Source organism: Streptomyces sp. 2114.4 (assembly GCF_900187385.1).
In the GTDB taxonomy this organism is placed as follows: Bacteria; Actinomycetota; Actinomycetes; order Streptomycetales; family Streptomycetaceae; genus Streptomyces; species Streptomyces mooreae.
The window spans coordinates 3,118,275-3,143,895 of the sequence record NZ_FYEY01000001.1 but is presented as its reverse complement, the minus strand read 5'-3'; the positions used below and the strand labels follow the sequence as shown (position 1 = coordinate 3,143,895).

The following is a 25,621-nucleotide window of genomic DNA, read 5'->3' as shown; positions in this document are numbered from 1 at the left end:
GCGGTCCCGGCCCGCCCCGGCGCCGCTGGGCGTGGCTCGTCTGGCTCCTGGTGTCGCTGCTGGTGCTGGCCGTGGTGGTGGTCGTGATCGGGGCCTGGCTGTATGTCTCGGCGGGGCGGCAGCTGCGGCACAAGGACGCGCTGGCCGACTACCCAGGGCGGCCGCCCGCGGGCAAGGGCACGAATTGGCTGCTGATCGGCTCGGACAGCCGCAGCGCGCTGACCCCGCAGCAGCGCAGGGAACTGCACGTCGGCAACAACGAGGTGCGGAACACCGACACGATCATGGTGCTGCATTACGGCGATCACGGACCGTCGCTGGTCAGCCTGCCGCGTGACAGCTATGTGCCGATACCCGGCCACGGCAGCCGCAAGATCAACGAGGCTTATGCGGACGGCGGGCCCCAGCTGCTCACCCGAACGGTGGAGCAGGCGACCGGGCTGCGGATGGAGCACTATGCCGAGGTGAATTTCCTGGGGTTCGTGCAGGTCGTAAACGCCCTGGACGGTGTGCGGCTGTGTCTGGACAAGCCGCTGCGGGACGAGAAGTCGGGGGCCGACTTCTCGGCGGGCTGCCGGCGGATGAACGGCACCCAGGCGCTGGCGTACGTACGGGCCCGGTACACCGACCCCGACGGTGACCTCGGACGGGTGAAGCGCCAGCGGCAATTGCTCGGTGCGGTGGCCGACGAGATGGCTTCCCCGGACGTCCTGCTCGATCCGTCCCGGCTGCAGCGGGTGCTGCACACCTCGCTGGCGGCGCTGACCGTGGACCGGGGGGCCGACATGGCGCGGGTGCTGGATATGGGCTGGTCGATGAAGCAGATCGCCGGGGGCGGCGGGACGGCGACGACGGTTCCGGTGGTGCGGCCCGGGGTGATGGTGAGCGGTGTGGGGTCGGTGCTGCAGTGGAACGAAACCGGGGCGAGGCGGTTGTTCCAGGCGCTGCGCGCAGATGATCGGATTCCGACTTCTGGCGATAAATAACGCATCCTGGTGGGTGGGTTGGACGGGGTGTCGCGAGGCTGCGGCGTTCGGTGCGATCCGCGGGAAGTGCGGGTCACTGCACGGGGCTGCACGGAATCATGCGAAATGAAGCGGAACGCTGCGGGTCGCGCGGCTGCTGTGCGCGGCGGAGAGGGGCTTGAGGGATGAGTGCATCGGTTTCGCCTCACGGGTTCGAGGCCGTACGAGGGCGTGGCTACCGGCCGGAGGATGTGGACCGCCGGGTCACGGGGCTCTCGGTGGACCGCGACTCCTGCTGGGAGCGCGCCGCACGGCTCACCGTCCTGAACAACCAGATGGAGGCCGAACTCGCGGAGCTGCGCGCCTATCTGGCGCAGCAGCCGCCGCAGACGTATGAATCGCTCGGCAGCGAGGCCCGGCTGATCCTGACGACCGCGGAGTCCGAGGCGGCCCGGCTGCGGGCCGAGGCGGAGCAGGCGGCCGAGCGGATGCGGGGCGAGGCCGCCGTCCATGCGGACGACGTCCGGGACGCGGCCGAGCGGGCGGCCCATGCGCTGCGGGCCGAGGCGGATACCCGGGCCCGGCGCACGGAGCGGGCCGCGCGCGGCGAAGCCACCGAACTGGCGGCCGTCGCTGCCGAGGACGCCGAGCGGCTGCGGAGCGAGGCGGCCGAGGGGCTGGCGGAGGTGCGGCGGCGCACCGCGCAGTTGCTCAGCGACCAGGAGCAGCGGCAGGCGGACGAGTGGGACGCGGCCGGGCGGGAACTCGCGGCGCTGGAGGCGGAGACGGACCGGTGCGTCGCGGAGCTGGACGCCCGCGGGAAGGCCCTCCGCGCCGACGCCCGGCGGCTGTATGCGGAGGCGGAGGAGACCGCCCGGCACCGTCAGGAAGACGGCGAGGACCGCGCCGCCGGGCTCCTGGCCCGCGCCCGCGCGGAGGAGGAGCGCATCGAGCGGGCCACGGAGCGGATCCTGCGCCAACACGACGCGGAGCGCGAAGAGGTGCGCATCCATATGACCCATGTCCGCAACAGCCTGGCGGTGCTCACCGGGAAGGCGCCGGTGGCGGAGGGCGGCGACGAGGGCGCCGGGAGTACTCCGGAGGGCGGCGGACGGAACGAGGGCGCCGGCGCCGCCGTCGGTTCCGGCATCGGCTCCGGTCCCGGCTCCGACGAGGACGACACCCTGAAGACGCAGGTGCCCCGTCGGCGCGGCGGCCCGGGCGCCTGACCGCAACCGCCCGCCCCGCCCGGCCCGTCGGCCACTTCCCGCCCGGTTACGTCGCGCCCGGTTACGTCGCCCCCGGCTCCCCCTCGCCCGTCCCGCGGGCGTCCGAGTGCACCGGGAAGCGCCGCGGTGCCAGCAGCAACAGTGCGGCCAGCGCGAGGCCGGCGGCCGCGGCGGCGCCGAGGTAGACGTGGTCGACCGTGGTGTCGACGGCGTGGCGGAGGTAGTCGGTGGCACGGGCGGTGAGGGCGCCGGGGTGCTGGAGGGCGTGGGAGACCGCGTCCAGGTCGCCGGGCAGGCCGGGGCGGATGTCCGAAGGGGCGTGCGCCAGGCGGTCGTTGAGGGTGGCGTTCGCGAGGGCGCCGAAGAGCGCGGCGCCGAGGGACTGGCCGACCTGGCGGCAGAAGAGTATGGAGGCGGTGGCGGTGCCGCGCTCGGCATAGCCGACCGAGGACTGGACCCCGATGATCAGCGGCAGCTGGAAGAGGCCGAGGGCGGCGCCGAGCGCCAGCATGATCAGGGCGGGCTGCCAGGCGGCGCCCGGGTAGGGCAGCAGGGGGAAGGCGAGCAGGACCAGACCGGCCCCGCCGATGCCGAGTGCCGCGCAGGTGCGGATGCCGAGGCGGTTGTAGACGTGGCTGCTGAGGGCGGCCGAGACCGGCCAGCTCAGGGTCATGACGGACAGCACGAAGCCGGCGGCCGTCGGACCCAGGCCCAGCACCGCCTGCGCGTAGGTGGGCAGGAACACGGTCGGCGCGACCATCAGCAGGCCCAGGGCGCCGAGGGCGAGGTTGACGGCCGAGATGGTGCGGCGGCGCCAGACCCAGCCGGGGATGATCGGTTCCGCGGCCCGGCGTTCGATGAGGACGGTGACCGTGGCGCACAGCGCACTGCCGGCGAACAGCAGCAGCGACGGCGCGGAGTACCAGGGCCAGGCCACCCCGCCCTGGACCAGGGCGGTCAGCAGCAGCCCGCCACAGGCGAAGATCGCCAGCGCGCCGGGCCAGTCGACCCGGGGGCGGCGGGCCCGCCGGCCGTGCCGGTCCCGCTCCGGCTCGGAGAAGTACCGCACGATCAGCCAGAGGGCCACCGCGCCCACCGGCGCATTGACCAGGAAGATCCACCGCCAGTCGGCGCAGGCGGCGAGCAGTCCGCCCAGCGCGGGCCCGGCGACCGAGGAGACGGCCCAGACGCTGGAGAGCCTGGCCTGGATCCTGGGGCGTTCCTTCATCGGGTAGAGGTCGGCGGCGATGGTCTGGACGGTGCCCTGGAGGGCGCCGCCGCCCAGGCCCTGGAGCACGCGGAAGGCGATCAGCGAGGCCATGTTCCAGGCGCCCGCGCAGGCCAGCGAACCGGCGAGGAAGAGCACGATGCCGGTGAGCAGGATGGGCTTGCGGCCGAAGGTGTCGGAGAGCTTGCCGTAGACGGGCAGGGTGACGGTGACGGCCAGCAGATAGCCGGAGAAGAGCCAGGAGAAGACCGCGAAGCCACCCAGGTCACCGACGATCTGGGGAATGGCGGTGGCGATGATCGTCGAGTCGAGGGCAGCCAGCGCCATGGCGAGCATGAGGGCGGCGACGACGGGGCGGCGTCGCGGGTCCGCGGGCGCCGGGCCCGCCGTCCGCGGGGCCTCGCGTGCGCTCTGGCCGGCCGGTCGCGCGCTGTTGCTCACCGTTCCCCCTCCGCGGGACCTTCCGCAGGTCCTTGTATGCTGCACCCTTCCATGCGCGGGGCGGAGTGCGGAACCGCGCATCCGGGCCGGCGGCGACCCGACGGGCCCCTGGGCGTGGCACGCCGGCGGCCCTGGCGCCAGGGGTGTTCCAGATCACAGCAATGCGTGCGCGTGCGGGATTTGCGGGCATCGCATCCCTTTCGTGCATGAGGTTCATTCGGACATAGTGGCCAAAAATGTCCCTTCATCTCTCATGTCAGGTCCCGCGGAATGCGGGGTTCCTTGAGGCGGTGGCCGGGCATTTCCTTTAATTCCCTCTGCGGAGCCGCGCTGCCGCGCTATTTTCCTCCCTGAAGCCGATTTCGGATCGGCTTCCCATGCAGCGGGAAATCGGGGAAGGAAAACAAGTGAACACGATGCGGACCTCTTTCGGAGGTGTCGTACTGGCCGGTGTCCTCGCCCTGGGGACGGCGGCGCCCGCGCTCGCCGAGGCGCCGGCGAAGACGGCGGTCACGACCGGACCGTCCGCCGTGGCGCGGCAGATCTCCGCGGCGGACGTGGCCGGTCCCGCGGTCGGCGGGGCGTACCGGCTGGCGAAGCTCAAGTCGCTGACCAGCAAGGGGCAGGCGTCCCGGGACGCCTGGTTCAAGTACCTCGGGCTGTACCGCTCGGGCTCGAACTACTTCCGGTTCAACTGGAGCACCAACGGCTGCAACAGCTCGCCGGAGAAGCTGCCGGGCGGCTACGACTTCACCTACTCCTGCCACCGCCACGACTTCGGTTACCGCAATTACAAAACAATTGTGGGGAAGGCGGCCTGGCGCCGGGACCACAAGAAGCGCATCGACGACGTATTCCTGCAGGACATGCGCCAGGCCTGCCAGTACAAGCCCTGGGCCGACCCGCTCACCCCGGCGATGCGGAAGAAAATGAAGGCCGCCTGCCTCAAGAGCGCGGACAAGTACTACGCCGCGGTCCGGGTCCTCGGCTGACCGGTACCGCTCCCGGCTGACGGCTCGCGCCGCGGCCGGGAACACCGCCCCGGCGCGCGCTGTCCGCCGCGCCGGGGCCCTCCCGGGCTTGCGGCCCGCCCGGGTGGCGGGCGGGCGTACGCTTGGCAGCCCCGGCCCGTGAGACGTGTCGGGCTGCTGCGTTGTTCGCCTCGCTGGGACGGAATCTTCTGATGAGCCTGACTGGTCTGCTCGACGCCGTCGTACGGGACCCGGCGCTCGCCGAAGCGCTGCAGGCCGCGGCCGACGGGAACCGGCCGCATGTGGACCTGGTGGGGCCGCCCGCCGCCCGCCCGCTCGCGGTCGCCGCGCTGGCGCGGCAGGCCGGACGCCCGGTGCTCGCGGTGACCGCCACCGGCCGGGAGGCGGAGGATCTCGCCGCCACGCTGCGCAGCCTGATGCCGGCCGGCGAGGACAACTCCGTCGTGGAGTTCCCGTCCTGGGAGACGCTGCCGCACGAGCGGCTGTCGCCGCGCTCGGACACCGTCGGCCGGCGCCTGGCGGTGCTGCGCCGGCTCGCCCACCCGCGCGCCGACGACCCGATGGCCGGCCCCGTCTCCGTCGTCGTCGCCCCCATCCGCTCCGTGCTCCAGCCGCAGGTCAAGGGCCTGGGCGACCTGGAGCCCGTGAGCCTGCGCACCGGGCAGAGCGCCGACCTCGAAGAGATCGTCGACGGCCTGGCGGCGGCCGCCTACGCCCGCGTCGAGCTGGTCGAGAAGCGCGGTGAGTTCGCGGTCCGCGGCGGGATCCTGGACGTCTTCCCGCCGACCGAGGAGCACCCGCTGCGGGTGGAGTTCTGGGGCGACGACGTCGAGGAGATCCGCTACTTCAAGGTCGCCGACCAGCGGTCCCTGGAGGTCGCCGAGCACGGCCTGTGGGCGCCGCCGTGCCGTGAGCTGCTGCTGACCGACACCGTCCGGGAGCGGGCGGCGGCGCTCGCCGAGAAGCATCCCGAACTGGGCGAACTGCTCGGCAAGATCGCCGAGGGGATCGCCGTCGACGGCATGGAGTCGCTGGCCCCGGTCCTGGTGGACGACATGGAGCTGCTGCTGGACGTGCTGCCGGCCGGGAGCATGACGCTGGTGTGCGACCCGGAGCGGGTGCGTACCCGGGCCGCCGACCTGGTGGCGACCAGCCAGGAGTTCCTGCAGGCGTCCTGGGCGGCCAGTGCCGGCGGGGGGCAGGCCCCGATCGACGTGGGCGCGGCCTCCCTGTGGGGCCTTGCGGACGTCCGGGACCGGGCGCGCGAGCTGGGAATGATGTGGTGGTCGGTCAGCCCCTTCGCGTCCGGCGAGGAGCTGGAGGGCGACGGCGACACCCTCAAGCTCGGTATGCATGCCCCCGACACCTACCGCGGTGACACCCAGCGGGCGCTGGCCGACACCAAGCAGTGGCTGGGGGACGGCTGGCGCACGCTGTTCCTCACCGAGGGACACGGCCCGGCGGCCCGCACGGTCGAGGTTCTTGGCGGCGAGGGCATCCCGGCCCGCCTCGACGCCGACCTCGCGGAGCTCTCCCCGTCCCTCGTCCATGTCTCCTGCAGCACCCTCGACAACGGCTTCATCGACCCGGACCTCCGGATCGCCGTCCTCACCGAGACCGACCTCTCCGGCCAGAAGGCGGCCGGCAAGGACGGCGCCCGGATGCCGGCCCGCCGCCGCAAGACCATCGACCCGTTGACCCTGGAAGCCGGCGACTTCATCGTCCACGAGCAGCACGGTGTCGGCCGCTACATCGAGATGGTGCAGCGCACGGTCCAGGGCGCCACCCGCGAATACCTCCTCGTCGAGTACGCGCCCGCCAAGCGCGGCCAGCCCGGCGACCGCCTCTACATCCCCACCGACCAGCTGGAGCAGGTCACCAAGTACGTGGGCGGCGAGGCCCCCACCCTGCACCGGCTCGGCGGCGCCGACTGGACCAAGACCAAGGCGCGCGCCAAGAAGGCCGTCAAGGAGATCGCCGCCGACCTCATCAAGCTGTACTCCGCGCGGATGGCGGCGCCCGGCCACACCTTCGGCCCGGACACCCCCTGGCAGCGCGAGCTGGAGGACGCCTTCCCGTACGCGGAGACGCCTGACCAGCTCTCCACCATCGCCGAGGTCAAGGAGGACATGGAGAAGTCCGTCCCCATGGACCGCCTGATCTGCGGCGACGTCGGCTACGGCAAGACGGAGATCGCGGTCCGCGCCGCCTTCAAGGCGGTCCAGGACGGCAAGCAGGTGGCGGTCCTGGTCCCGACCACGCTGCTCGTGCAGCAGCACCTCGGCACCTTCACCGAGCGCTATGGCCAGTTCCCGGTCAACGTCCGGGCGCTGTCCCGCTTCCAGACCGACGGCGAGGCCAAGGCCGTCATCGAAGGGCTGCGCGACGGCTCCGTCGACCTCGTCATCGGCACCCACCGGCTGTTCTCCTCGGAGACCAAGTTCAAGGACCTGGGCCTGGTCATCGTCGACGAGGAGCAGCGCTTCGGCGTCGAGCACAAGGAGCAGCTGAAGAAGCTGCGCGCCAACGTCGACGTCCTGACCATGTCCGCGACGCCCATCCCGCGCACCCTGGAGATGGCGGTGACGGGCATCCGCGAGATGTCCACGATCACCACCCCGCCCGAGGAGCGCCACCCGGTCCTCACCTTCGTCGGCCCCTACGAGCAGAAGCAGATCGGCGCCGCCATCCGCCGGGAACTCCTGCGCGAGGGCCAGGTCTTCTACATCCACAACCGCGTCGAGTCGATCGACCGCGCCGCCGCCCGGCTCCGCGAGATCGTGCCGGAGGCCCGTATCCAGACCGCCCACGGACAGATGGGTGAATCGCAACTGGAGCAGGTCGTCGTCGACTTCTGGGAGAAGAAGTTCGATGTGCTGGTCTCGACGACGATCGTCGAATCGGGCATCGACATCTCCAACGCCAACACCCTGATCGTCGAGCGCGGCGACAACTTCGGCCTCTCCCAGCTCCACCAGCTGCGCGGCCGGGTGGGCCGCGGCCGCGAGCGCGGCTACGCCTACTTCCTCTACCCGCCGGAGAAGCCGCTGACCGAGACCGCCCACGAGCGGCTGGCGACCATCGCCCAGCACACCGAGATGGGTGCGGGCATGTACGTCGCCATGAAGGACCTGGAGATCCGCGGCGCGGGCAACCTCCTCGGCGGCGAGCAGTCCGGCCATATCGCCGGCGTCGGCTTCGACCTCTACGTACGGATGGTGGGCGAGGCGGTCGCCGACTACCGCGCCTCCCTGGAAGGCGGCGTGGAGGAGGAGCCCCCGCTCGAGGTCAAGATCGAGCTCCCCGTCGACGCCCATGTCCCGCACGACTACGCCCCCGGCGAGCGGCTGCGCCTGCAGGCCTACCGCGCCATCGCCTCCGCCTCCTCGGAAGAGGACATCGCGGCCGTCCGCGAGGAGCTGGCCGACCGCTACGGCAAGCTGCCCGAGCCCGTCGAGAACCTGCTGCTGGTCGCCGCACTGCGGATGCTCGCCCGCGCCTGCGGGGTCTCCGATATCACACTCCAGGGCTCCAACATCCGCTTCGGCCCGGTGGAGTTGCGTGAATCGCAGGAGCTGCGGCTCAAGCGGCTCCACCCCCGTACCGTCCTCAAGCCGGCCACCCGTCAGATCCTGGTGCCGCGCCCGGCCACCGGCAAGATCGGCGGCAAGCCGTTGGTGGGGCGCGAGCTGCTGGCGTGGGTGGGGGAGTTCCTCACGACCATTTTGGGCTCGTAGCCCCTTTGGGCTCGTAGCCCCGCTTCTCACGTTGTTGGGTGCGGCGCCGTTCGCCTTTTTGGGCTCGTAGCCCCGCTTCTCACGTTGTCGGGTGCGGCGCCGTTCGCCTCCGGCGGGGTGGGGTGGGGTTTGGGCGGGGGCCGCGCTTGCTCTGTGGTGGGTGCCGGTGGCGGGCCTCCGGGGCCTGTGTGGTGGACTGCTTCGCTTTACGTCCACCACACAGGCCCCTCCGGCCCACCACCTCCCGTCCGGTGTGGCGGCCCCCGCCCGGTGGGGGTGAAGGTTTTAAAAGCCAGAAGCTTGGCCGCGTCGTGGCGTAGCTGATGCTTGGGGTCTTTGGTCTTTTTGTTCACCCCCGCCGGGGTGGGGCCCCATAAACGGCGGGAGGGGGCGGGGCCGGAGGGGTGGGTGTTCGGACGTAAAGCGAAGCAGTCCGAACACCCACCCCGGAGGCCCCGAACCCGCCACCCACCACCCAGCCGGGGTCCCACCCCACACACCCGCCCCGCTCCCGCCGAAGGCGGGAAAGGACAACAGAAAGAAAGACGGCGGATCACACGGCAACGTGGGCGGCGATCCGCCGCGCGCACGCGGTCGGGGTCACGGAGGTCGTGTCGACCTCCAGGTCGTAGCGGACGCCCCGGTGGACCAGCGCCGCCTGGGCGGCGGCCATGCCCACCACCCGGTCCCCGCGGGCGCGTTCGCGAGCGGTGGCGGTGCCGGGGTCGCAGTGGACGCCGACCCACAGCACCTTCAGGCCGTCCAGCGCCCGGTGCCAGCGGTCCTGGCCCGCGCCGCCGTCCAGGAAGACCTCGTCGAGGATGATGCCGGTGCCGGCCCGGGCCATCTCCGCGATGCCGTGCAGCCAGCCGGTCTGCAGTGCGCGGAACGCGGGCCCGACGGTGACCGTGCCGTCGGGGGCGAGGACCAGCCCGTCCGGGGAGGTCATCAGCGCGGGCGGCAGGGCAGCGATGAAGGTGTCGATGCCGAAGGTCAGCCAGGGGCGGGGCAGGGTCTCCTGCAGGGCCCGGGCGAGGGTGGAAGTGCCCGCGCTGGAGCCGCCGTTCAGGACGATCACATCGGTGGTCATCGCGGTACCGTACGCGTTCAGCGGGCGGATGTCCGGTGAAATACCAGCAGGTCCCCGGCGCCGCCCAGGATGACGTAGGTGGACTTGGGGTGGCGGGCGGCGGCGTCCGCCAGTGCCTGGCGCGGGGTGCGGTTGTCGCGGAGCTGCACGGCGACGTACTCCGGCGACAGACCGCCGGTGTCGCCGATCCAGAAGGCCCGGGTCCGGCCGGCCAGGCGGCTCAGCGGCCGGATGTCGGACTCCACGCTCGCACCGTCGGGTATCCGCGCCAGCAGCTTCTCGGCGGCGATGGCGTCCGGCGGGGTGCGGTAGGTGGCGCCTTCGGTGAGGCGGGCCAGTGGCAGCGTGGTGGTCAGTGCGAGGGCCACGGCCACCACGGCGGCCGGCAGATGGTGCGCGTACGAGCGCAGCCAGGGCCGGGCGGAGACCCGGGCCCCGGGCAGGGCGTCGATCAGGGCGAGGAAGACCACCGGCATCAGGACGGCGTTGTAGTGCCAGTCGGTGCCCCAGTAGTGGGGCTCGTGGGACAGGAAGCGCCAGCCCAGCGTGGGCAGCGCGACCAGCAGCAGCGGGGAGCGCAGCGCGAGCAGGCCGGTGGTGGGCAGCAGCACCCACAGCGTGGTGCGCACGGCCGTGACGAGCGGGATGGTGAGGCCACCGCCGTCGGCGCCGAACTTGCTCCAGTAGTCGTACGAGCCGGAGCCGTTGAACCCCGGTATGAGCACGCCGAGGGTCACGGCGGTGGCGCTGAGGCCGAACGCGACCAGGCCGATGGCCAGCGGACTGGCCCGCCGGGTACGGATCAGGGCGAGCGCACCGATGACGGCCGCGGTCACCCCCAGGTCCTCCTTGACCAGCACCAGCGGCGCGGCCCAGCACACCACCGCGGTCCACCGCCCGCGCAGCACCGCTTCGAGCGCGAAGGCGATCAACGGCAGGGCGAAGGCGATCTCGTGGAAGTCGAAGTCGACGGCCTTCTGCACGCCCCAGGACGTGCCGTAGGCGACGCCGATCGCCAGGCCGGGGACGCGGCCCAGCGTGCGGGCGGCGGCGCGGGTGACCGGTATCGCGGACACCGCGACGAGCGCGGCCTGCGCGAGCAGCAGGGTCAGCGGGGAGGGGAACAGCCGGTAGAACGGGGCGAGCACGATCAGTACGGGACTGAAGTGGTCACCGAGGATGTTGGTGCCGGGGCCCTTGAGGTCGACGATCGGCGCCTGGAAATGGGCGTAGCCCCGTATGGCCTGCTCGAAGATGCCCAGGTCCCAGGAGGACGCGGACAGGGTGCGGAAACGGTGGAGCGCCAGCAGCGCGAACGCGACGAAGAAGAACCCCGCCGTCCAGTACGGGTCGAAGCGAGGGGCGCGTAGGGGGGCGGTCCGGGTGCGCAGCCGGTGCGTGGTGCGCCGCAGCCGGCCGGGCCGGTCCGGTGGCGGTGCGCCGGTGGCCGCGGCCTCGTGGCCGGCCGGCGACGGGGCGGACCGGGGAGCCGGTATGGACCCGGACGGGGTAGCGGTCCGGGGTGGCGGCACGGCGCCGATGTCCTCCCGAAGAATCCGTCCGGGGGCGCCCCCAGCCGTTACTGCGGCCGTGTCCATGCGGATCCTCACTCTCAACTGTCGAAAAGATACTCGAAGCGGAGCCCCGGCCGGCCCGGCCACTGCCGCGACGGCAAGGGCCGGGGTGGCAGGGGACAAGAGGGTGGCAGTGGGTCAGACGCGGGCGCCGGCCGGTCCGTTCCGGAACGGCCCGCCCCTCGGCTCCGGCCGGCTACCGTTCACTGGCGCTTCCACCGGCCGGCGGTCAGCAGACCCCCGAAAGCTGCCCCACGGTCCCTCCCGGCACCCTGTCACGGACCTCACCGGGAGAGGTGACCCGTGCGACCGCGGTACGCGCGAGCAAGGGACCGCCCCGGTCCGACGTGCCCACGTCGTCCTGACCGGAGCAGGGCCGGGGCGAGCCGGTGGGGTCCGGCGCCCGGAAGCGGAACCGTGCCCGTCCCAGATCGTTGGCCGAAGCAGTGGCCTGGGCCACGCCGACTCCATAGCATCGATCCACCAAGGTCGAGACTCCGTCGCACGATCTGCCGGGAGGCCATGTGTTCCGCCGTAGGACAGCGCTCTCCGTATCCGCCACCGCGGGCCTGCTGGCCGCGGCCCCGTTGCTCGCGGCCTGTGGCGGTGATGCCCATCCCGGGGCCGCGGCCATCGTGGACGGGAAGCGGATCACCGTCTCGCAGTTGCAGGCGAAGGTGAAGGATGTCCGCGCCGCGCAGGCCAAGTCGCCGCAGGGCGACCAGCTCATCATGAACACCGGCCGGCTGAGCCTGGCCACCCTCAACGGCATGATCTTCGACGAGGTGCTGGCCCGCGGCGCGCACGATGCCGGGGTGACGGTCACCCGGCGCGACGTCCAGCGGTGGCGGGCGCAGGCGGAGAAGCAGGCCGGCGGCGCAGACCGGCTGAAGGAGATGTGGCTCCAGCAGGGCATCGCCCCCGACGAGATCGACGCCATGGTCCGCAATCAACTGCTGCTCGACGGCGTCGCCCAGCGGCTCGGCGCGGACCGCGGCAAGCCGGAGGGCCAGCAGAAGCTCGCCCAGGCGCTGGCCAAGACCTCCCGGTCCATGGGGATCGATGTCAATCCGCGGTTCGGCAAGTGGGACGACCACCAGGTCATCCTCGGCGAGACCAAGGACCCGTGGATCACCAGGGAGCCGGCGAAGCAGCAGGCCTGAGCTGGCCACCGGCGCCGGTCGTCCACCGGCGCCGGGCGCTGTCGGTGCGGTGCGTTACGTTCGAGGCGTGAACGCTGACGCCTCTGCCGCCGACACCGGCGCCGCAGCCCGCCCCGAGGGCACCGGTACCGGACGCCTGGTCCTGCTCACCACCAGCCACCGGGTCGCCCCCGGACTCCTGTCCTGGCCCGCCTGGCAGGTCCTGCGCGGGGCGGACCGTGTGCTGTGTGCCGACCCGGACCATCCGCAGCTGCCCTATCTGCGGGAAGCCGGCATCGAGGTGGAGACGGCCGCCCCCGCCGCCCGGGAACTCGTCGACTACTGCGTGCCGGGCGACCGTACGGCCGTCGTCCTGACCTCGGCGGACGGCGAGAGCGCGCTGACCGACGGCCTGGCCCGGCTGGCCGGTTCCGGCCGCGAGACCATGCCGGACCTGGAGCTGCTGCCCGGCTCCTACGACCTGCCCGGCGCCCGGCTGCTCGACCTCGTCCAGGTCATGGACCAGATCCGCGCCGCCTGCCCCTGGAGCAGCATCCGTACGCACCGCGACCTCGCCAAGTACGGCATCGAGGAGGCGTACGAGCTGGTCGAGGCCATTGAGGAGGACGACCGCGAGGCGCTGCGCGAGGAGTTGGGCGATGTCCTCCTCCAGGTCGTCTTCCATGCCCGGATCGCCCAGGACGACCCCGACGAGCCGTTCTCCCTCGACGATGTCGCGGGCGGGATCGTCGAGAAGCTGATCCGCCGCCATCCCCATGTCTTCGGGGAGGCGGACGCGGCGACCCCGGAGGACGTCAGGGCGCAATGGCTGCGGGTGAAGGCGGAGGAAAAGCAGCGCGATTCGGTCACCGAGGGCGTGCCGCTGGCCCAGCCCGGTCTGGCGCTGGCGGCGAAGCTCGCCTCGCGCGCCCGCACGGCAGGGCTCGATGTCCCGCCCCCGGCCGGCCAGGGCATCGGGTACGAACTGCTGGCACTGGCGATACGGGCCGAGACGGAGGGCGTGGACCCGGAGGCGGCCCTACGGGCGGCGGCACGGGCCTACCGGGATGCGGTGGTGGCTGCCGAGGGCGAGGCCGGGGCCGTCTGAGACCGGGGCCGTCCGAAGGCGGAAACCGTCCGGTGCCGGAGCCGTCCGAAGCCGTAGCCGCGCCCGTCACGACGTGACCGGAGCGGCCGTTTCGCCGGTGGCCGCCGGTTCCCGCTCCGCGTCGCGGCCCGTCGTCCTGCGGCGGCGCCGCATGCGCTCGGCGAGCCAGAGTCCCGTGACCGTCACCGCCAGCGCGGCGCCCAGTGCGCACGCCCCGCCCCAGCCGGCGACGCCCCACACCACCGACGTCAGTGCCGAACCGACCGCCCCGCCCACGAAATAGCTGGTCATGTAGGCCGAGTTGAGGCGGTTGCGGGCCTCGGGGCGGACCGCGTAGACGAGGTTCTGGTTGCTGATGTGCACCGCCTGCGCGGACAGGTCCAGCACGATCACCCCGGCCAGCAGCGCCGCCAGTGACCAGGTGCCGCCCGCCCCGCCGGCCGCGAGCAGGCCCCAGGAGCCCAGCAGCAGGAAGGCCGCGGTACCGGTGACACGGTGTGCCAGGCCGCGGTCCGCCAGCCGTCCGGCCACCGAGGCGGACAGCGAACCGGCCGCGCCCACCAGCCCCAGCAGGCCGATGGCCGACTCCTGCCAGCCGTAGGCCGGGCCGGACATCAAGAACGCCAGCGCCGTCCACAGCACGCTGAAGCCCGCGAAGGTCAGGGCGCCCAGCGCGCCGCGCCACCGCAGCACCGGCTCCTGGACGAACAGCGCCAGCGTGGAGCGCAGCAGCGCCGGATAGCGCAGCCCGGCGGGGGTGCGCAGGGCGGGCAGCCTGAGCCGCAGCAGCACCGCCATCAGCAGCATCAGCGCCGCGTTGACCCAGTACACGGTGCGCCAGCCGCCCAGCTCGGCCAGGAGACCGGCGGCCGTACGGGCCAGCAGGATGCCCAGCAGCAGCCCGGTCATGACGGTGCCGACGGTCCGGCCGCGTTCGGCGGGCGCCGCGAGGGTCGCCGCGTACGGCACCACGACCTGGGCGGCGACCGAGGTCAGTCCGGTCAGCGCGGTGCCGGTCAGCAGGAGGGCGGCGTTCGGCGCGCTCGCGGTGACGGTGAGGAAGGCCGCGGTCGCCGCGGTCAGGGTGACGGCGAGCCGGCGTCGCTCCAGCAGGTCGCCGAGCGGGACGAGCAGCAGCAGGCCGAGGCCGTAGCCGACCTGGGCGACGGTGACGACCAGCGCGGAGGTGGACGCGGAGAGGTGGAGATCGCGGCCGATGACGTCCAGCAGCGGCTGGGCGAAGTAGTTGCCGGCGACGGACAGTCCGGTGGCGACCGTCATCAGCAGCAGCGTGCCGCGCCCCAGGCCCGGCTGCGGATCCACCGGGCCTTTGGTAACCGCCTCCGGTATGCGCTCGGTCTCCATGACGTGCCCTCCCTGTACTGCCCGCGCTCACGGCGGCGGCGGGCGTCTTTCAGCCTGGGCCCGTTTCATCGATGAGTCCAACACATCATTGTCATCACATCCATCGTGAATGGAGATGGGTGGTCCTAGGATCGGTGGCATGGAGCTCCAGCAGATGCGTTATGTCGTCGCGGTGGCCGAGACCGGGGGGTTCACCCGGGCCGCGGAGCGCTGTCATGTGGTGCAGTCCGCGCTCAGCCATCAGATCGCCCGGCTGGAGAAGGAGCTCGGTGCCCGGCTTTTCGACCGGACCAGCCGCAGCGTCCGGCTGACCGTCGCCGGTGAGGCCTTCGTCCCGGTCGCCCGGCAGGCGCTGGAGGCGGCCGAGCGGGCCCGCGCCGAGGTGGCGGCGGCGACCGGCGAGGTGCGCGGTCGGCTCGCGGTCGGCGCGATCACCACCGTCGCCGCCGTGGATCTGGCCCGTGAGCTGGGCGCCTTCCGGACGCGCTGCCCCGGGGTGCGGATCAGCCTGCAGACCGAGATGAGCGATCAGCTCATCGAGCAGGTGCGGCAGGGCGTGCTGGACGTCGCCTTCGTCGGGCTGGTGCCGCGGGCCCGCGCGGTGGGCGTACGGGAGCAGGAGCTGGCGCGCGGTGAGCTGGTCGCCGTGGTGCCGCCGGGGCATCCGCTGGCGGGTCGGGAGTGGACCACGCTGTCGCGGGTGGCGCGCGAGACGTTCGTCGACTTCACCGCGGGGTCCGCGGCCCGACGGCAGCGGGACGAGGCGTTCCGTGCGGCGGGGCTGACGTCCGAGGTGGCGTTCGAGGTGACCACGGTCGAGTTGCTGGCGAAGCTGGTGCGGGCGGGCTTGGGCGTCGGCATGGTCCCGGAGGCCATCGCCGCCGAGCTGGCCGGGCTGCACACCGTGCGGCTGCGGCCGGCGCCCGAGCGCACCGAGCGAGTGGTGTGGAGCGCTCTCGGCCCGTCGCCGGCGGCCGTGGCGTTCCTGACGGGGCTCGGGGTGGATCCGGCGTAGCGCGGGCGGCCGCCTGGGCCCGGCCGGTGCGCGGGCGCGCCCGGATGTGCCCACCGGTTACGGTCGGAAGGTGCACGACAAGCCCCACGCCCCCGCCGCCGACGCCCCCGCGGGCTGCCCCGCCGCCGCGCCCGCCCCCGAGCTGTTCACCTGGGAGTTCGCCGCCGACCCCTACCCCGCGTACGCCTGGCTGCGGGAGCATGCGCCGGTGCACCGGACCGAGCTGCCCAGCGGCGTCGAGGCCTGGCTGGTGACCCGGTACACCGAGGCGCGGCAGGCGCTCGCCGACGGCCGGCTGTCGAAGAACCCGGTGCACCACAGCGAGGCCGCGCACGGCAAGGGCAAGGTCGGCATCCCCGGTGAGCGCAGCGCCAACCTGATGACGCATCTGCTCAACATCGACCCCCCGGACCACACCCGGCTGCGCCGGCTGGTCTCGAAGGCCTTCACCCCGCGCCGGGTGGCCGCCTTCGCCCCCCGCGTCCAGGAGCTGACCGACCACCTCATCGACCGGTTCGCGGCGAAGGGCGAGGCCGACCTCATCCATGAGTTCGCCTTCCCGCTGCCCATCTACGCGATCTGCGACCTGCTGGGCGTGCCGCGCGAGGACCAGGACGACTTCCGCGACTGGGCGGGCATGATGATCCGGCACGGCGGGGGGCCGCGCGGCGGCGTCGCCCGGTCCGTGAAGAAGATGCGCGGCTATCTCGCCGAGCTGATCCACCGCAAGCGCGAAACCCTCGGCGACACCGCGGAGGCGGACGAGGACCTGATCTCCGGCCTGATCCGGGCCTCGGACCACGGCGAGCACCTCACCGAGAACGAGGCGGCCGCGATGGCCTTCATCTTGCTGTTCGCCGGTTTTGAGACGACCGTGAACTTGATCGGCAACGGCCTCTACGCCCTGCTGCGCCACCCGGCCCAGCGCGAGCTGCTGCAGAAGTCGATCACAGCGGGCGACACCGATCTGCTCACCACCGGCATCGAGGAACTGCTCCGTTACGACGGCCCCGTGGAGCTGGCGACCTGGCGGTTCGCGACACAGGAACTGACCCTGGGCGGGCAGCGGATCGCGAAGGGTGACCCGGTCCTGGTGGTACTGGCCGCCGCCGACCGCGATCCGGCGCGTTTCACCGAGCCGGATGTCCTGGATCTGACCCGTCGTGACAACCAGCACCTGGGGTACGGGCACGGCATCCACTACTGCCTGGGCGCGCCGCTCGCCCGGCTCGAAGGACAGGCCGCTCTGGCGACGCTGCTGACCCGGCTCCCGGACCTCCGGCTCGCGGCGGAACCGGACGCCTTGCGCTGGCGTGGCGGGCTCATCATGCGCGGACTGCGGTCGCTGCCGGTGGAGTTCTCGCCCGAACGCCCTGACCAGTAACAAGGGCAAAAGTGACAGAGAGTCAGGCGCGTGACCTTCGCGTGATCTGCACTACACCGACTTGTAACTACCCGTGACCCCGGCTACCTTTCCACCGACGATCGACGGGCTCCACCCGATCGGCCGAAGCGGTGATGTGGGGGACCGGTGTAACGGTGCGCCTCGTGCGCGACGGCCGGCTGGGTATGCGTCGAACAGCTCGCAGAGCTCGTCGTACAACTCAACCGCCGCGCGAAAGGCATCCGTATGCGTTCCGGGAACGGCCGACACCGTCGACCCCGCCAGGCACCGGCCATCTTTGTCACGGCGGGAGTGACCGGCGCCGGTTTCGCCCTGCCACTGCTCGCCGCGAGTGGCGCCCACGCCGCCGACACCGCGACCTGGGACAAGGTCGCGCAGTGTGAGACCGGTGGCGTCTGGAGCGCGGCTTCGGGCAACAGCTACTACGGCGGGCTGCAGCTCACCCAGGAGATGTGGGACAACTACGGCGGCTCGGCCTACGCCTCACGCCCCGACCTCGCCAGCCGCTCCCAGCAGATCGCGGTGGCCGAGTCGATCCTCGACCACCGCGGCCCGGACGTCTGGTCGAGCTGTGCGGTGAGCGCCGGTCTGACCAAGGACGGCCAGGCGCCGGAGGTCGACCCGGGCAGCACCGCCACCCCCTCGCCCGCCCCGTCGGACGACGGCGGCTCCCCGGACCCCTGGGACTCGTCCGGCACCCCGGACGCGTCCGACTCCGCCGGGACGCACGACCGGCCCGGCGACGAGCCGTCCGATCCGACGCCGTCGCCCGACGGCTCGGACTCCGCCGGGACGCACGAGCCCGGCGACGAGGCCTCAGGACCGGCGACGCCGGGCGGCCGGGCCGACGACCCGTCGCGGTCCACCGGCCCGTCCACCGACCCGTCGCGGTCCACAGGCCCGTCCGATGACCCGTCGCGGTCGGCCGGCCCGTCCGCCGACCCGTCCGAGGGCGGCAGCCGTACGGACACCTCCGGCACGCCGCACAAGACGCCCGCGCAGGGCAAGCACCGCGGCGGTGCGGGCGACGAGGACGCCGACGACGGCGGCAGGTCCTCCGGCGGCCGGCACGCCTCGCGCGGTGACGCCGAGCGCACCGGCCCGGCGGCCGACGGCGACTACACCGTGCGCCCGGGTGACACGCTGTCAGCCATCGCCTCGGCCCACCGGCTGTCCGGTGGCTGGAGCGCCCTCTACGACCGCAACGAGGACGTCATCGGCTCTGACGCGGACCTGATCAAGCCGGGCCAACTGCTCGATCTCGGGCACCCCGCGGGGTAATTCGCCGCCGTTCGACCGCTTTTGGGAAAGTGAGACAAGCGTCTCGTTGACTCGGCTGGACCCCGGTGTGTGCCGTCGCGGTAAACCGGGGTTCACCTGCGGGTATGTGACCCAGTCGTGATCAAAAGCGGTCAACTTGGTTCAGATGGTGGGGTTTGAACCCCAAGCCCATTACTGCTTAACGTCAGGACCGCTCGCCAAAGCGGGCCCTTTGATCACACGCCGAATCCTGCCGGTGATCGGAGGCACTTGACGCGCAAGCGCCGAAGGCAGGAGCGGGGGAACCAAGGTAAGTGCCGGCCCCGCCCGTGAAAGCGGGTCAGCCGGCTTGGGGTGAAGCCACGTGCGCCACGCGCACACGGCCGGGCGATTCTCACAGCCCGAACCCGACAGCTCACCTCGTAGGCGTCGGTGAGGAAACGAACGAACCATGCTGATCATCAAGGGCAAGCACCGTCGTCCCTCCAAGGCCGTCCGCGTCGCCACCCTCGCCGGCATCGCCGGTGCTGCCGTGGCCGTCCCGCTGATGGGTGCCACCTCCGCCTCCGCCGCCTCCGTCTCCACCTGGGACAAGGTCGCCCAGTGCGAGTCCGGCGGCAACTGGTCGATCAACACCGGTAACGGCTACTACGGTGGCCTGCAGTTCTCCAACTCCAGCTGGGCCGCTGCCGGTGGCACCAAGTACGCCGCGCGCGCCGACCTGGCCAGCAAGTCCCAGCAGATCGCCGCCGCCGAGAAGCTTCTGGCCATCCAGGGTCCGGGCGCCTGGTCCTGCGCCGGCGCCGGCAACCTGACCTCCGGCGGCCCCGCGGCCGACGTCGACACCTCCGGCTCCGCGCAGACCAAGTCCGCTCCCCAGCAGGACCAGGGCTCCGCCAAGGCCGAGACGAAGAAGGCCCCGGCCGCCCCCGAGCAGCACGCCTCGCGCTCGACCGAGCGCAAGTCCATGGGCCACGGCAACTACACCGTCAAGGCGGGCGACACCCTCGCCAAGATCGCCAAGGCGCACGGCACCGACTGGAAGTCCGTCTACAAGGCCAACAAGTCGGTCATCGGCGGCAACCCGAACCTGATCTTCCCGGGTCAGAAGCTCAACGTCTGAGTCTCCGCTCACCGGGATCAGGCGGGCCCGAGCGGCGAGCCCCCTTCCCGTGTGAGACCTCCGTGAGACCGCTTCCTGTGTGAGACCGCCCCGCCCGGCGCGCCCTTCCCCAGCGCGTCGCGGCGGGGCTTCTCTCGTCCGGCGCCGTGACCGGGCCGCCGCAGCCGAGGCGGCCGCACGCCGGTGACCGGCGACGATCAAGGTTTTTTCCCATTCAGCGAACAATGCCCTCACATGTCCCGCGAACTGGGCCTTTGGGGAGTATTCCGGGCCGTTCCGTCCCACGGAGCGGGCCAAGGGCGGGCGGACGCACCCCGGGCCGTTAGGCTCATGCGCAGAACGCCAGACACCCACGAAGGAGACAACGTGCCGTCGATCGACGTCGTCGTAGCCCGCGAAATTCTCGACTCGCGAGGTAATCCCACGGTCGAGGTCGAGGTCGGCCTCGACGACGGCAGCACCGGCCGTGCCGCCGTGCCGTCCGGCGCCTCCACCGGCGCCTTCGAGGCCATCGAGCTTCGTGACGGCGACCCGAACCGCTACCTGGGCAAGGGTGTGGAGAAGGCCGTCCTGGCCGTCATCGAGCAGATCGGCCCGGAGCTCGTCGGCTACGACGCCACCGAGCAGCGGCTGATCGACCAGGCCATGTTCGACCTGGACGCCACCGACAACAAGGGCTCGCTCGGCGCCAACGCCATCCTCGGCGTCTCCCTCGCCGTCGCGCACGCCGCCTCCGAGGCCAGCGACCTCCCGCTGTTCCGCTACCTCGGCGGCCCGAACGCGCACGTCCTGCCCGTCCCGATGATGAACATCCTGAACGGCGGCTCGCACGCCGACTCCAACGTGGACATCCAGGAGTTCATGATCGCCCCGATCGGCGCGGAGTCGTTCTCCGAGGCGCTGCGCTGGGGCGCCGAGGTCTACCACACCCTCAAGAAGGTCCTGAAGGAGCGCGGGCTGTCCACCGGCCTCGGCGACGAGGGCGGCTTCGCCCCGAACCTGGGCTCCAACCGCGAGGCCCTGGACCTCATCCTGGAGGCCATCAAGCAGGCCGGTTACGCCCCCGGCCAGGACATCGCGCTCGCGCTGGACGTCGCCGCCTCCGAGTTCTACAAGGACGGCAAGTACCAGTTCGAGGGCAAGGACCGCTCGGCCGCCGAGATGACCGAGTACTACGAGGAGCTGGTCGCGGCCTACCCGCTCGTCTCCATCGAGGACCCGCTGTTCGAGGACGACTGGGCCGGCTGGAAGGTCATCACCGACAAGCTCGGCGCCAAGGTCCAGCTCGTCGGCGACGACCTGTTCGTCACCAACCCCGAGCGTCTGGCCCGCGGCATCGAGGAGGGCTCCGCCAACGCGCTGCTGGTGAAGGTCAACCAGATCGGCTCGCTGACCGAGACCCTGGACGCCGTCGAGCTGGCCCAGCGCAACGGCTTCAAGTGCATGATGTCGCACCGCTCCGGTGAGACCGAGGACGTCACCATCGCCGACCTCGCCGTCGCCACCAACTGCGGCCAGATCAAGACCGGCGCCCCGGCCCGCTCCGAGCGCGTCGCCAAGTACAACCAGCTGCTGCGCATCGAGGAGATCCTCGACGACGCCGCGGTCTACGCCGGCCGCTCCGCCTTCCCGCGGTTCCGCCACGGCAGCTGACCGCACCGGGCCCGCTGCCCGCCCGACCGGGGCAGAGGGCCGATCGGGCGAGGCAACCGCCCAGCACCCCGTACGTCCCCGGCGACGGTCCCGTACCGTTGCCGGGGACGTGCCTGCTTGAAGCAGTCAGGCGTCCGTCAGTGAAGGGGAGACGACGTGCCCGCGGACCGGTTCTCGACCGCGACCCGACTCAAGGCGCTCGGCGAGCAGGCCGCCGCCCGCGTCTACCGCGCCCGCCCGCCCCGCCGCAACCGCCTCACCGGCCGCGCCGCCCTGCTGGCGCTGGTGATGTGCTCCCTGGTGGTCGCCCTCGCGTACCCGATAAGGCAGTACGTCTCCCAGCGCTCCGACATCGCCGACCAGCGCCGTAAGGCCCAGGACGCGGGTGCCGCCCTCGACCGGCTGCGCGAGCAGAAGGCGCGCTGGCAGGACCCCGACTTCGTACGCCAGCAGGCCCGCCGGCATCTGCACTACCTCATGCCGGGCGAGACCGGCTATATCGTCCAGGACGGCTCCGCCACCGGTTTGGCACCGAAGGGGCAGCGAGCGGCGCAGCGCCCCTGGTACGAGAATCTGTGGGACACCGTCGACGCGGCCGACAAGCGGTAGTCCCCGGCTGCCCGTACCGCCGCCCGGCGGCAGCCCGTAGTGTCGGGGCCGGACGGCCGCCCCGCCGCCACCTCACCACTCACCTCACCGAAAGCGCACATGGACACCCCCCGCCCCAGACCGAGCCCACCGAGCCCACCGACGCGGACATCGCCGCCTTCCGGGAACAGCTCGGCCGCCCGCCGCGCGGCCTGCGCGCCATCGCACACCGCTGCCCCTGCGGGCAGCCGGACGTCGTCGAGACGGCGCCGCGCCTGGAGGACGGCACGCCCTTCCCCACGCTCTACTACCTCACCTGCCCGCGCGCGGCCTCCGCGATCGGCACGCTGGAGGCCAACGGCGTGATGAAGGAGATGACCGAGCGGCTGGCGAGCGACCCCGAGCTCGCCGCCGCCTACCGGGCCGCCCACGAGGACTACATCCGCCGGCGGGATGCCATCGAGGTGCTGCAGGGCTTCCCGAGCGCGGGCGGCATGCCGGACCGGGTCAAGTGCCTGCACGTCCTCGTCGGCCACTCGCTGGCCGCCGGGCCGGGCGTCAACCCGCTCGGCGACGAGGCGCTGGCGATGCTGCCGGAGTGGTGGAAGAAGGGGCCGTGCGTGACCCCCTGCCAGGACACCTCCGGCGGCCCGGACGCCCCCGGAGACCGGGACGCTGCCGAAGACCGGGACGCTGCCGAAGGAGACGCCAAGTGAAGCGGGTCGCCGCCATCGACTGCGGTACGAACTCCCTCCGGCTGCTGGTCGCGGACGTCACCGTGCCCGAGGCCTCCTCCGGGCCCGGGGCGGCGGGCGAGCTCAAGGACCTCGAACGCCGGATGGAGATCGTCCGGCTGGGACAGGACGTGGACCGCACCGGGCGGCTGGCGCCCGAGGCGCTGGAACGCACCTTCGCGGTCTGCCGCGAGTACGCCGCGGTGATCAAGGGCCTGGGCGCCGAGCAGGTCCGCTTCGTGGCGACCTCCGCCTCCCGGGACGCGGAGAACCGCGAGGACTTCGTGCGCGGCGTGCGGGACATCCTGGGCGTGGAGCCCGAGGTGATCACCGGCGACCAGGAGGCGGAGTTCTCCTTCATCGGGGCCACCAGGGACCTCACCGGCCGTGCGGACTTGACACGGCCCTTCCTGGTGGTCGACATCGGCGGCGGCTCGACCGAGTTCGTGCTCGGTACCGACTCCGTCCGCGCCGCCCGCTCGGTCGACGTCGGCTGTGTCCGGATGACCGAACGGCATCTGGTGCACGGCGGTGAGGCCCACCCGTCTCCCGGCCACCGCCCCTCAACGAGTGCTGCGCACGCCTCTCTCACCGACCCGCCGACCCCGGGGCAGATCAGCGCCATGAAGGCCGATATCGCCGCGGCGCTGGACCGGGCCGCGGAGACCGTCCCGCTGGACGAGGCCGCCACCCTCGTGGGCCTGGCCGGCTCGGTGACCACGGTCGCCGCGATCGCGCGGGGCCTGGAGGGGTACGACTCCGGGGCCATCCACCACTCGGTGATCTCCCTCGCCGAGGTCCGCGAGATCACCGAGCGCCTGCTGACCTCCACCCATGCCGAGCGCGCGGCCATCCCCGTGCTCCACCCGGGCCGGGTCGATGTGATCGGCGCGGGTGCGCTGGTGCTGCTGTCGGTCATGGAGCGGACCGGCGCCGAGAAGGTCATCGCGAGCGAGCACGACATCCTCGACGGCATCGCCTGGAGCCTCGCCGGCTGAGGGCGACGGAGAAGCGGCAGAGGCCGGCAACGGCCTCTGCCGAGGAGCCTTTTGAGCGGGCGTGATGCCCGTCTGAGCGCACTTCAGGGGGCTCGGGAGGGCTTCACGGAGGGTACCGCGGAGAAAGTTCGTGAAATCCTTCACATGAAAAAGCCTCCCGTTGGACGAACAATCTGATCGTCCGACCCTCATTCGAAGGCTCCAGGGCGTCTCGACCCGGAAAATGCGCGGCGGCCGGTGCGCGGGCGGCGCGCTGACGCAGGCGGTGGTTCACCCGCCCGGCGGGCGACAATCCCTGATCAACAGGGGTCTCCAACGCCTCGCGTCACACGGTGGTTCCGGATTGGACTATGGCGTCGGTCACGGAGCCGGCGGAGTGTAGCAGATGCCCCTTGCTTGCTTGTGAAGGGGCTCACGAGCGACCCCCCATGTGGGGGTGGATACTCGATTGCATGAGCACCACGGAGCGTCCCAGGATCCTCGTTGTAGGCGGTGGGTACGTAGGCCTGTACGCGGCACGTCGCATCCTCAAGCAGATGCGGTACGGCGAGGCGACCGTCACGGTCGTCGACCCGCGCTCGTACATGACGTACCAGCCCTTCCTCCCCGAAGCTGCGGCCGGCAGCATCTCCCCCCGCCACGTCGTGGTGCCGCTACGACGCGTGCTCCCCAAGGCGGAGGTTCTCACCGGCCGGGTCACCACCATCGACCAGGACCGCAAGGTCGCCACGATCGCCCCGCTGGTCGGCGAGGCGTACGAGCTGCCCTTCGACTACCTGGTCATCGCGATGGGCGCGGTCTCCCGTACCTTCCCGATCCCCGGCCTGGCCGAGAACGGCATCGGCATGAAGGGCGTGGAAGAGGCCATCGGCCTGCGCAACCACGTGCTGGAGCAGCTGGACAAGGCCGACTCCACGACCGACGAGGACGTCCGCCGCAAGGCGCTGACCTTCGTCTTCGTGGGCGGTGGCTTCGCGGGTGCGGAGACCGTCGGTGAGGTCGAGGACATGGCCCGCGACGCCGCGAAGTACTACAACAACGTGAAGCGCGAGGACATGCGCTTCCTGCTGGTCGACGTCGCCGACAAGATCCTCCCCGAGGTCGGCCCGAAGCTCGGTGCCTACGGCAAGGAGCACCTCGAGGGCCGCGGGGTCGAGGTCTACCTCAAGACCGGCATGGACTCCTGCGTCGACGGCCACGTGAAGCTCAACAACGGCCTCGAGGTCGACTCCAACACCATCGTGTGGACCGCGGGCGTCAAGCCCAACCCGGCGCTGGCCCGCTTCGGTCTGCCGCTCGGCCCGCGCGGCCACGTCGACACCGGCGCCACCCTCCAGGTGCAGGGCACCGACTACATCTGGGCGGCCGGCGACAACGCCCAGGTCCCGGACATGGTCGGCCGCAAGAACGGCAACGAGAACGCCTGGTGCCCGCCGAACGCGCAGCACGCGCTGCGGCAGGCCAAGGTCCTCGGCGACAACGTGCTCTCCGGTATGCGGGGCTTCCCGCAGAAGGAGTACAGCCACGCCAACAAGGGTGCGGTCGCCGGTCTGGGCCTGCACAAGGGCGTCGCGATGATCGTCATGGGCAAGATGAAGATCAAGCTCAAGGGCCGTCTCGCCTGGTACATGCACCGCGCGTACCACGGCATGGCGATGCCGACGTTCAACCGCAAGATCCGGGTCTTCGCGGACTGGACGCTGGCCATGTTCCTCAAGCGCGAGGTCGTCTCGCTCGGCGCCATGGAGAACCCCCGCGAGGAGTTCTACGAGGCCGCCAAGCCGGCGCCGGCCCCGCCGACCGCCGCCGAGGCCGGGGACAAGACGAAGGCCAAGGCTTCCTGAATTCCCGGTCGGGTACTCCGACCAGCCCGAAGGGCGTCCGCCATCCGTGGGGCGGGCGCCCTTTGGCGTGTCCGCTCTGGCGAAAACCGGGCGGTGTGCGGTTCTCTTGCGTGTGAACGGGACTATCCGG

At 71.9% G+C, this 25,621-nt stretch carries 19 protein-coding genes and 1 riboswitch; of the genes, 15 read left to right on the top strand and 4 right to left on the bottom strand.

Features of this window, described 5'->3' with window-relative positions; all coding sequences use genetic code 11:
* Positions 1-50: 50 nt before the first annotated feature.
* Positions 51-986, top strand: a complete 936-nt coding sequence (locus CFW40_RS13550) for an LCP family protein (protein WP_256331783.1) — start codon at positions 51-53, stop codon at positions 984-986.
* A 164-nt stretch (positions 987-1,150) separates the two neighbouring features.
* Positions 1,151-2,194, top strand: a complete 1,044-nt coding sequence (locus CFW40_RS13545) for a cellulose-binding protein (RefSeq protein ID WP_088798038.1) — start codon at positions 1,151-1,153, stop codon at positions 2,192-2,194.
* Positions 2,195-2,255: 61 nt separating this feature from the next.
* Here the strand turns inward: CFW40_RS13545 and CFW40_RS13540 are convergent, their stop codons facing one another.
* A complete protein-coding gene (locus CFW40_RS13540) occupies positions 2,256-3,758 on the bottom strand; it encodes an MFS transporter (protein WP_088802098.1) in 1,503 nt (500 codons plus the stop codon).
* 521 nt (positions 3,759-4,279) lie between these two features.
* Between CFW40_RS13540 and CFW40_RS13535 the strand changes: the two genes are divergently transcribed.
* Together CFW40_RS13535 and mfd are read left to right on the top strand one after the other, a co-directional pair.
* The gene (locus tag CFW40_RS13535) at positions 4,280-4,855 is read left to right on the top strand and encodes a phospholipase A2 (protein WP_256331784.1); all 576 of its coding nucleotides are present in this window, start codon (positions 4,280-4,282) and stop codon (positions 4,853-4,855) included.
* A gap of 191 nt (positions 4,856-5,046) precedes the next feature.
* Positions 5,047-8,592: a transcription-repair coupling factor gene (gene mfd, locus CFW40_RS13530; protein WP_088798034.1), complete on the top strand. Its 3,546-nt coding sequence runs from the start codon at positions 5,047-5,049 to the stop codon at positions 8,590-8,592.
* Between the two features lie 553 nt (positions 8,593-9,145).
* Here mfd and cpt read toward each other — a convergent pair.
* A complete protein-coding gene (gene cpt, locus CFW40_RS13525; RefSeq protein WP_088798032.1) occupies positions 9,146-9,682 on the bottom strand; it encodes a chloramphenicol phosphotransferase CPT in 537 nt (178 codons plus the stop codon).
* A gap of 17 nt (positions 9,683-9,699) precedes the next feature.
* The gene (locus CFW40_RS13520) at positions 9,700-11,280 is read right to left on the bottom strand and encodes a DUF2079 domain-containing protein (protein WP_088798031.1); all 1,581 of its coding nucleotides are present in this window, start codon (positions 11,278-11,280) and stop codon (positions 9,700-9,702) included.
* 500 nt (positions 11,281-11,780) lie between these two features.
* Here CFW40_RS13520 and CFW40_RS13515 point away from each other — a divergent pair, with 500 nt between their 5' ends.
* Positions 11,781-12,419, top strand: a complete 639-nt coding sequence (locus tag CFW40_RS13515; protein WP_088798029.1) for a SurA N-terminal domain-containing protein — start codon at positions 11,781-11,783, stop codon at positions 12,417-12,419.
* A gap of 67 nt (positions 12,420-12,486) precedes the next feature.
* Positions 12,487-13,506: a nucleoside triphosphate pyrophosphohydrolase gene (locus tag CFW40_RS13510; RefSeq protein ID WP_088798027.1), complete on the top strand. Its 1,020-nt coding sequence runs from the start codon at positions 12,487-12,489 to the stop codon at positions 13,504-13,506.
* Positions 13,507-13,572: 66 nt separating this feature from the next.
* On the opposite strand, the gene CFW40_RS13505 is transcribed toward CFW40_RS13510, so the two are convergent.
* Positions 13,573-14,871, bottom strand: a complete 1,299-nt coding sequence (locus CFW40_RS13505; protein ID WP_256331483.1) for an MFS transporter — start codon at positions 14,869-14,871, stop codon at positions 13,573-13,575.
* A 139-nt stretch (positions 14,872-15,010) separates the two neighbouring features.
* Here CFW40_RS13505 and CFW40_RS13500 point away from each other — a divergent pair, with 139 nt between their 5' ends.
* The 9 genes from CFW40_RS13500 to CFW40_RS13460 all read left to right on the top strand — a co-directional run bounded on the left by CFW40_RS13500 (position 15,011) and on the right by CFW40_RS13460 (position 25,491).
* Positions 15,011-15,886, top strand: a complete 876-nt coding sequence (locus tag CFW40_RS13500; protein ID WP_088798025.1) for a LysR family transcriptional regulator — start codon at positions 15,011-15,013, stop codon at positions 15,884-15,886.
* A 70-nt stretch (positions 15,887-15,956) separates the two neighbouring features.
* Positions 15,957-17,270 carry a cytochrome P450 gene (locus CFW40_RS13495; protein WP_088802096.1) on the top strand — a complete coding sequence of 438 codons (1,314 nt, stop codon included), beginning with the start codon at positions 15,957-15,959 and terminating at the stop codon, positions 17,268-17,270.
* Positions 17,271-17,582: 312 nt separating this feature from the next.
* Complete coding sequence (locus tag CFW40_RS13490) at positions 17,583-18,572, top strand: transglycosylase family protein (protein WP_305523241.1); 990 nt, start codon at positions 17,583-17,585, stop codon at positions 18,570-18,572.
* A gap of 210 nt (positions 18,573-18,782) precedes the next feature.
* Positions 18,783-18,995: riboswitch (cyclic di-AMP (ydaO/yuaA leader) on the top strand.
* Between the two features lie 7 nt (positions 18,996-19,002).
* Positions 19,003-19,674 carry a transglycosylase family protein gene (locus CFW40_RS13485; RefSeq protein ID WP_088798020.1) on the top strand — a complete coding sequence of 224 codons (672 nt, stop codon included), beginning with the start codon at positions 19,003-19,005 and terminating at the stop codon, positions 19,672-19,674.
* 366 nt (positions 19,675-20,040) lie between these two features.
* Positions 20,041-21,327, top strand: coding sequence for a phosphopyruvate hydratase (eno, locus tag CFW40_RS13480; protein ID WP_093483588.1), 1,287 nt, complete (start codon positions 20,041-20,043; stop codon positions 21,325-21,327).
* 156 nt (positions 21,328-21,483) lie between these two features.
* Entirely contained in the window at positions 21,484-21,936 is a 453-nt protein-coding gene (locus tag CFW40_RS13475) for a septum formation initiator family protein (protein WP_088798018.1), read from the top strand.
* 149 nt (positions 21,937-22,085) lie between these two features.
* On the top strand, positions 22,086-22,631 hold the full coding sequence (locus CFW40_RS13470; RefSeq protein ID WP_088802095.1) for a DUF501 domain-containing protein: 546 nt from the start codon (positions 22,086-22,088) through the stop codon (positions 22,629-22,631).
* Positions 22,628-23,647, top strand: coding sequence for a Ppx/GppA phosphatase family protein (locus CFW40_RS13465; protein ID WP_088798017.1), 1,020 nt, complete (start codon positions 22,628-22,630; stop codon positions 23,645-23,647). Before CFW40_RS13470 ends, CFW40_RS13465 begins: the two co-directional genes overlap by 4 nt.
* A gap of 452 nt (positions 23,648-24,099) precedes the next feature.
* Entirely contained in the window at positions 24,100-25,491 is a 1,392-nt protein-coding gene (locus CFW40_RS13460) for an NAD(P)/FAD-dependent oxidoreductase (protein ID WP_088798016.1), read from the top strand.
* Positions 25,492-25,621 lie beyond the last annotated feature (130 nt).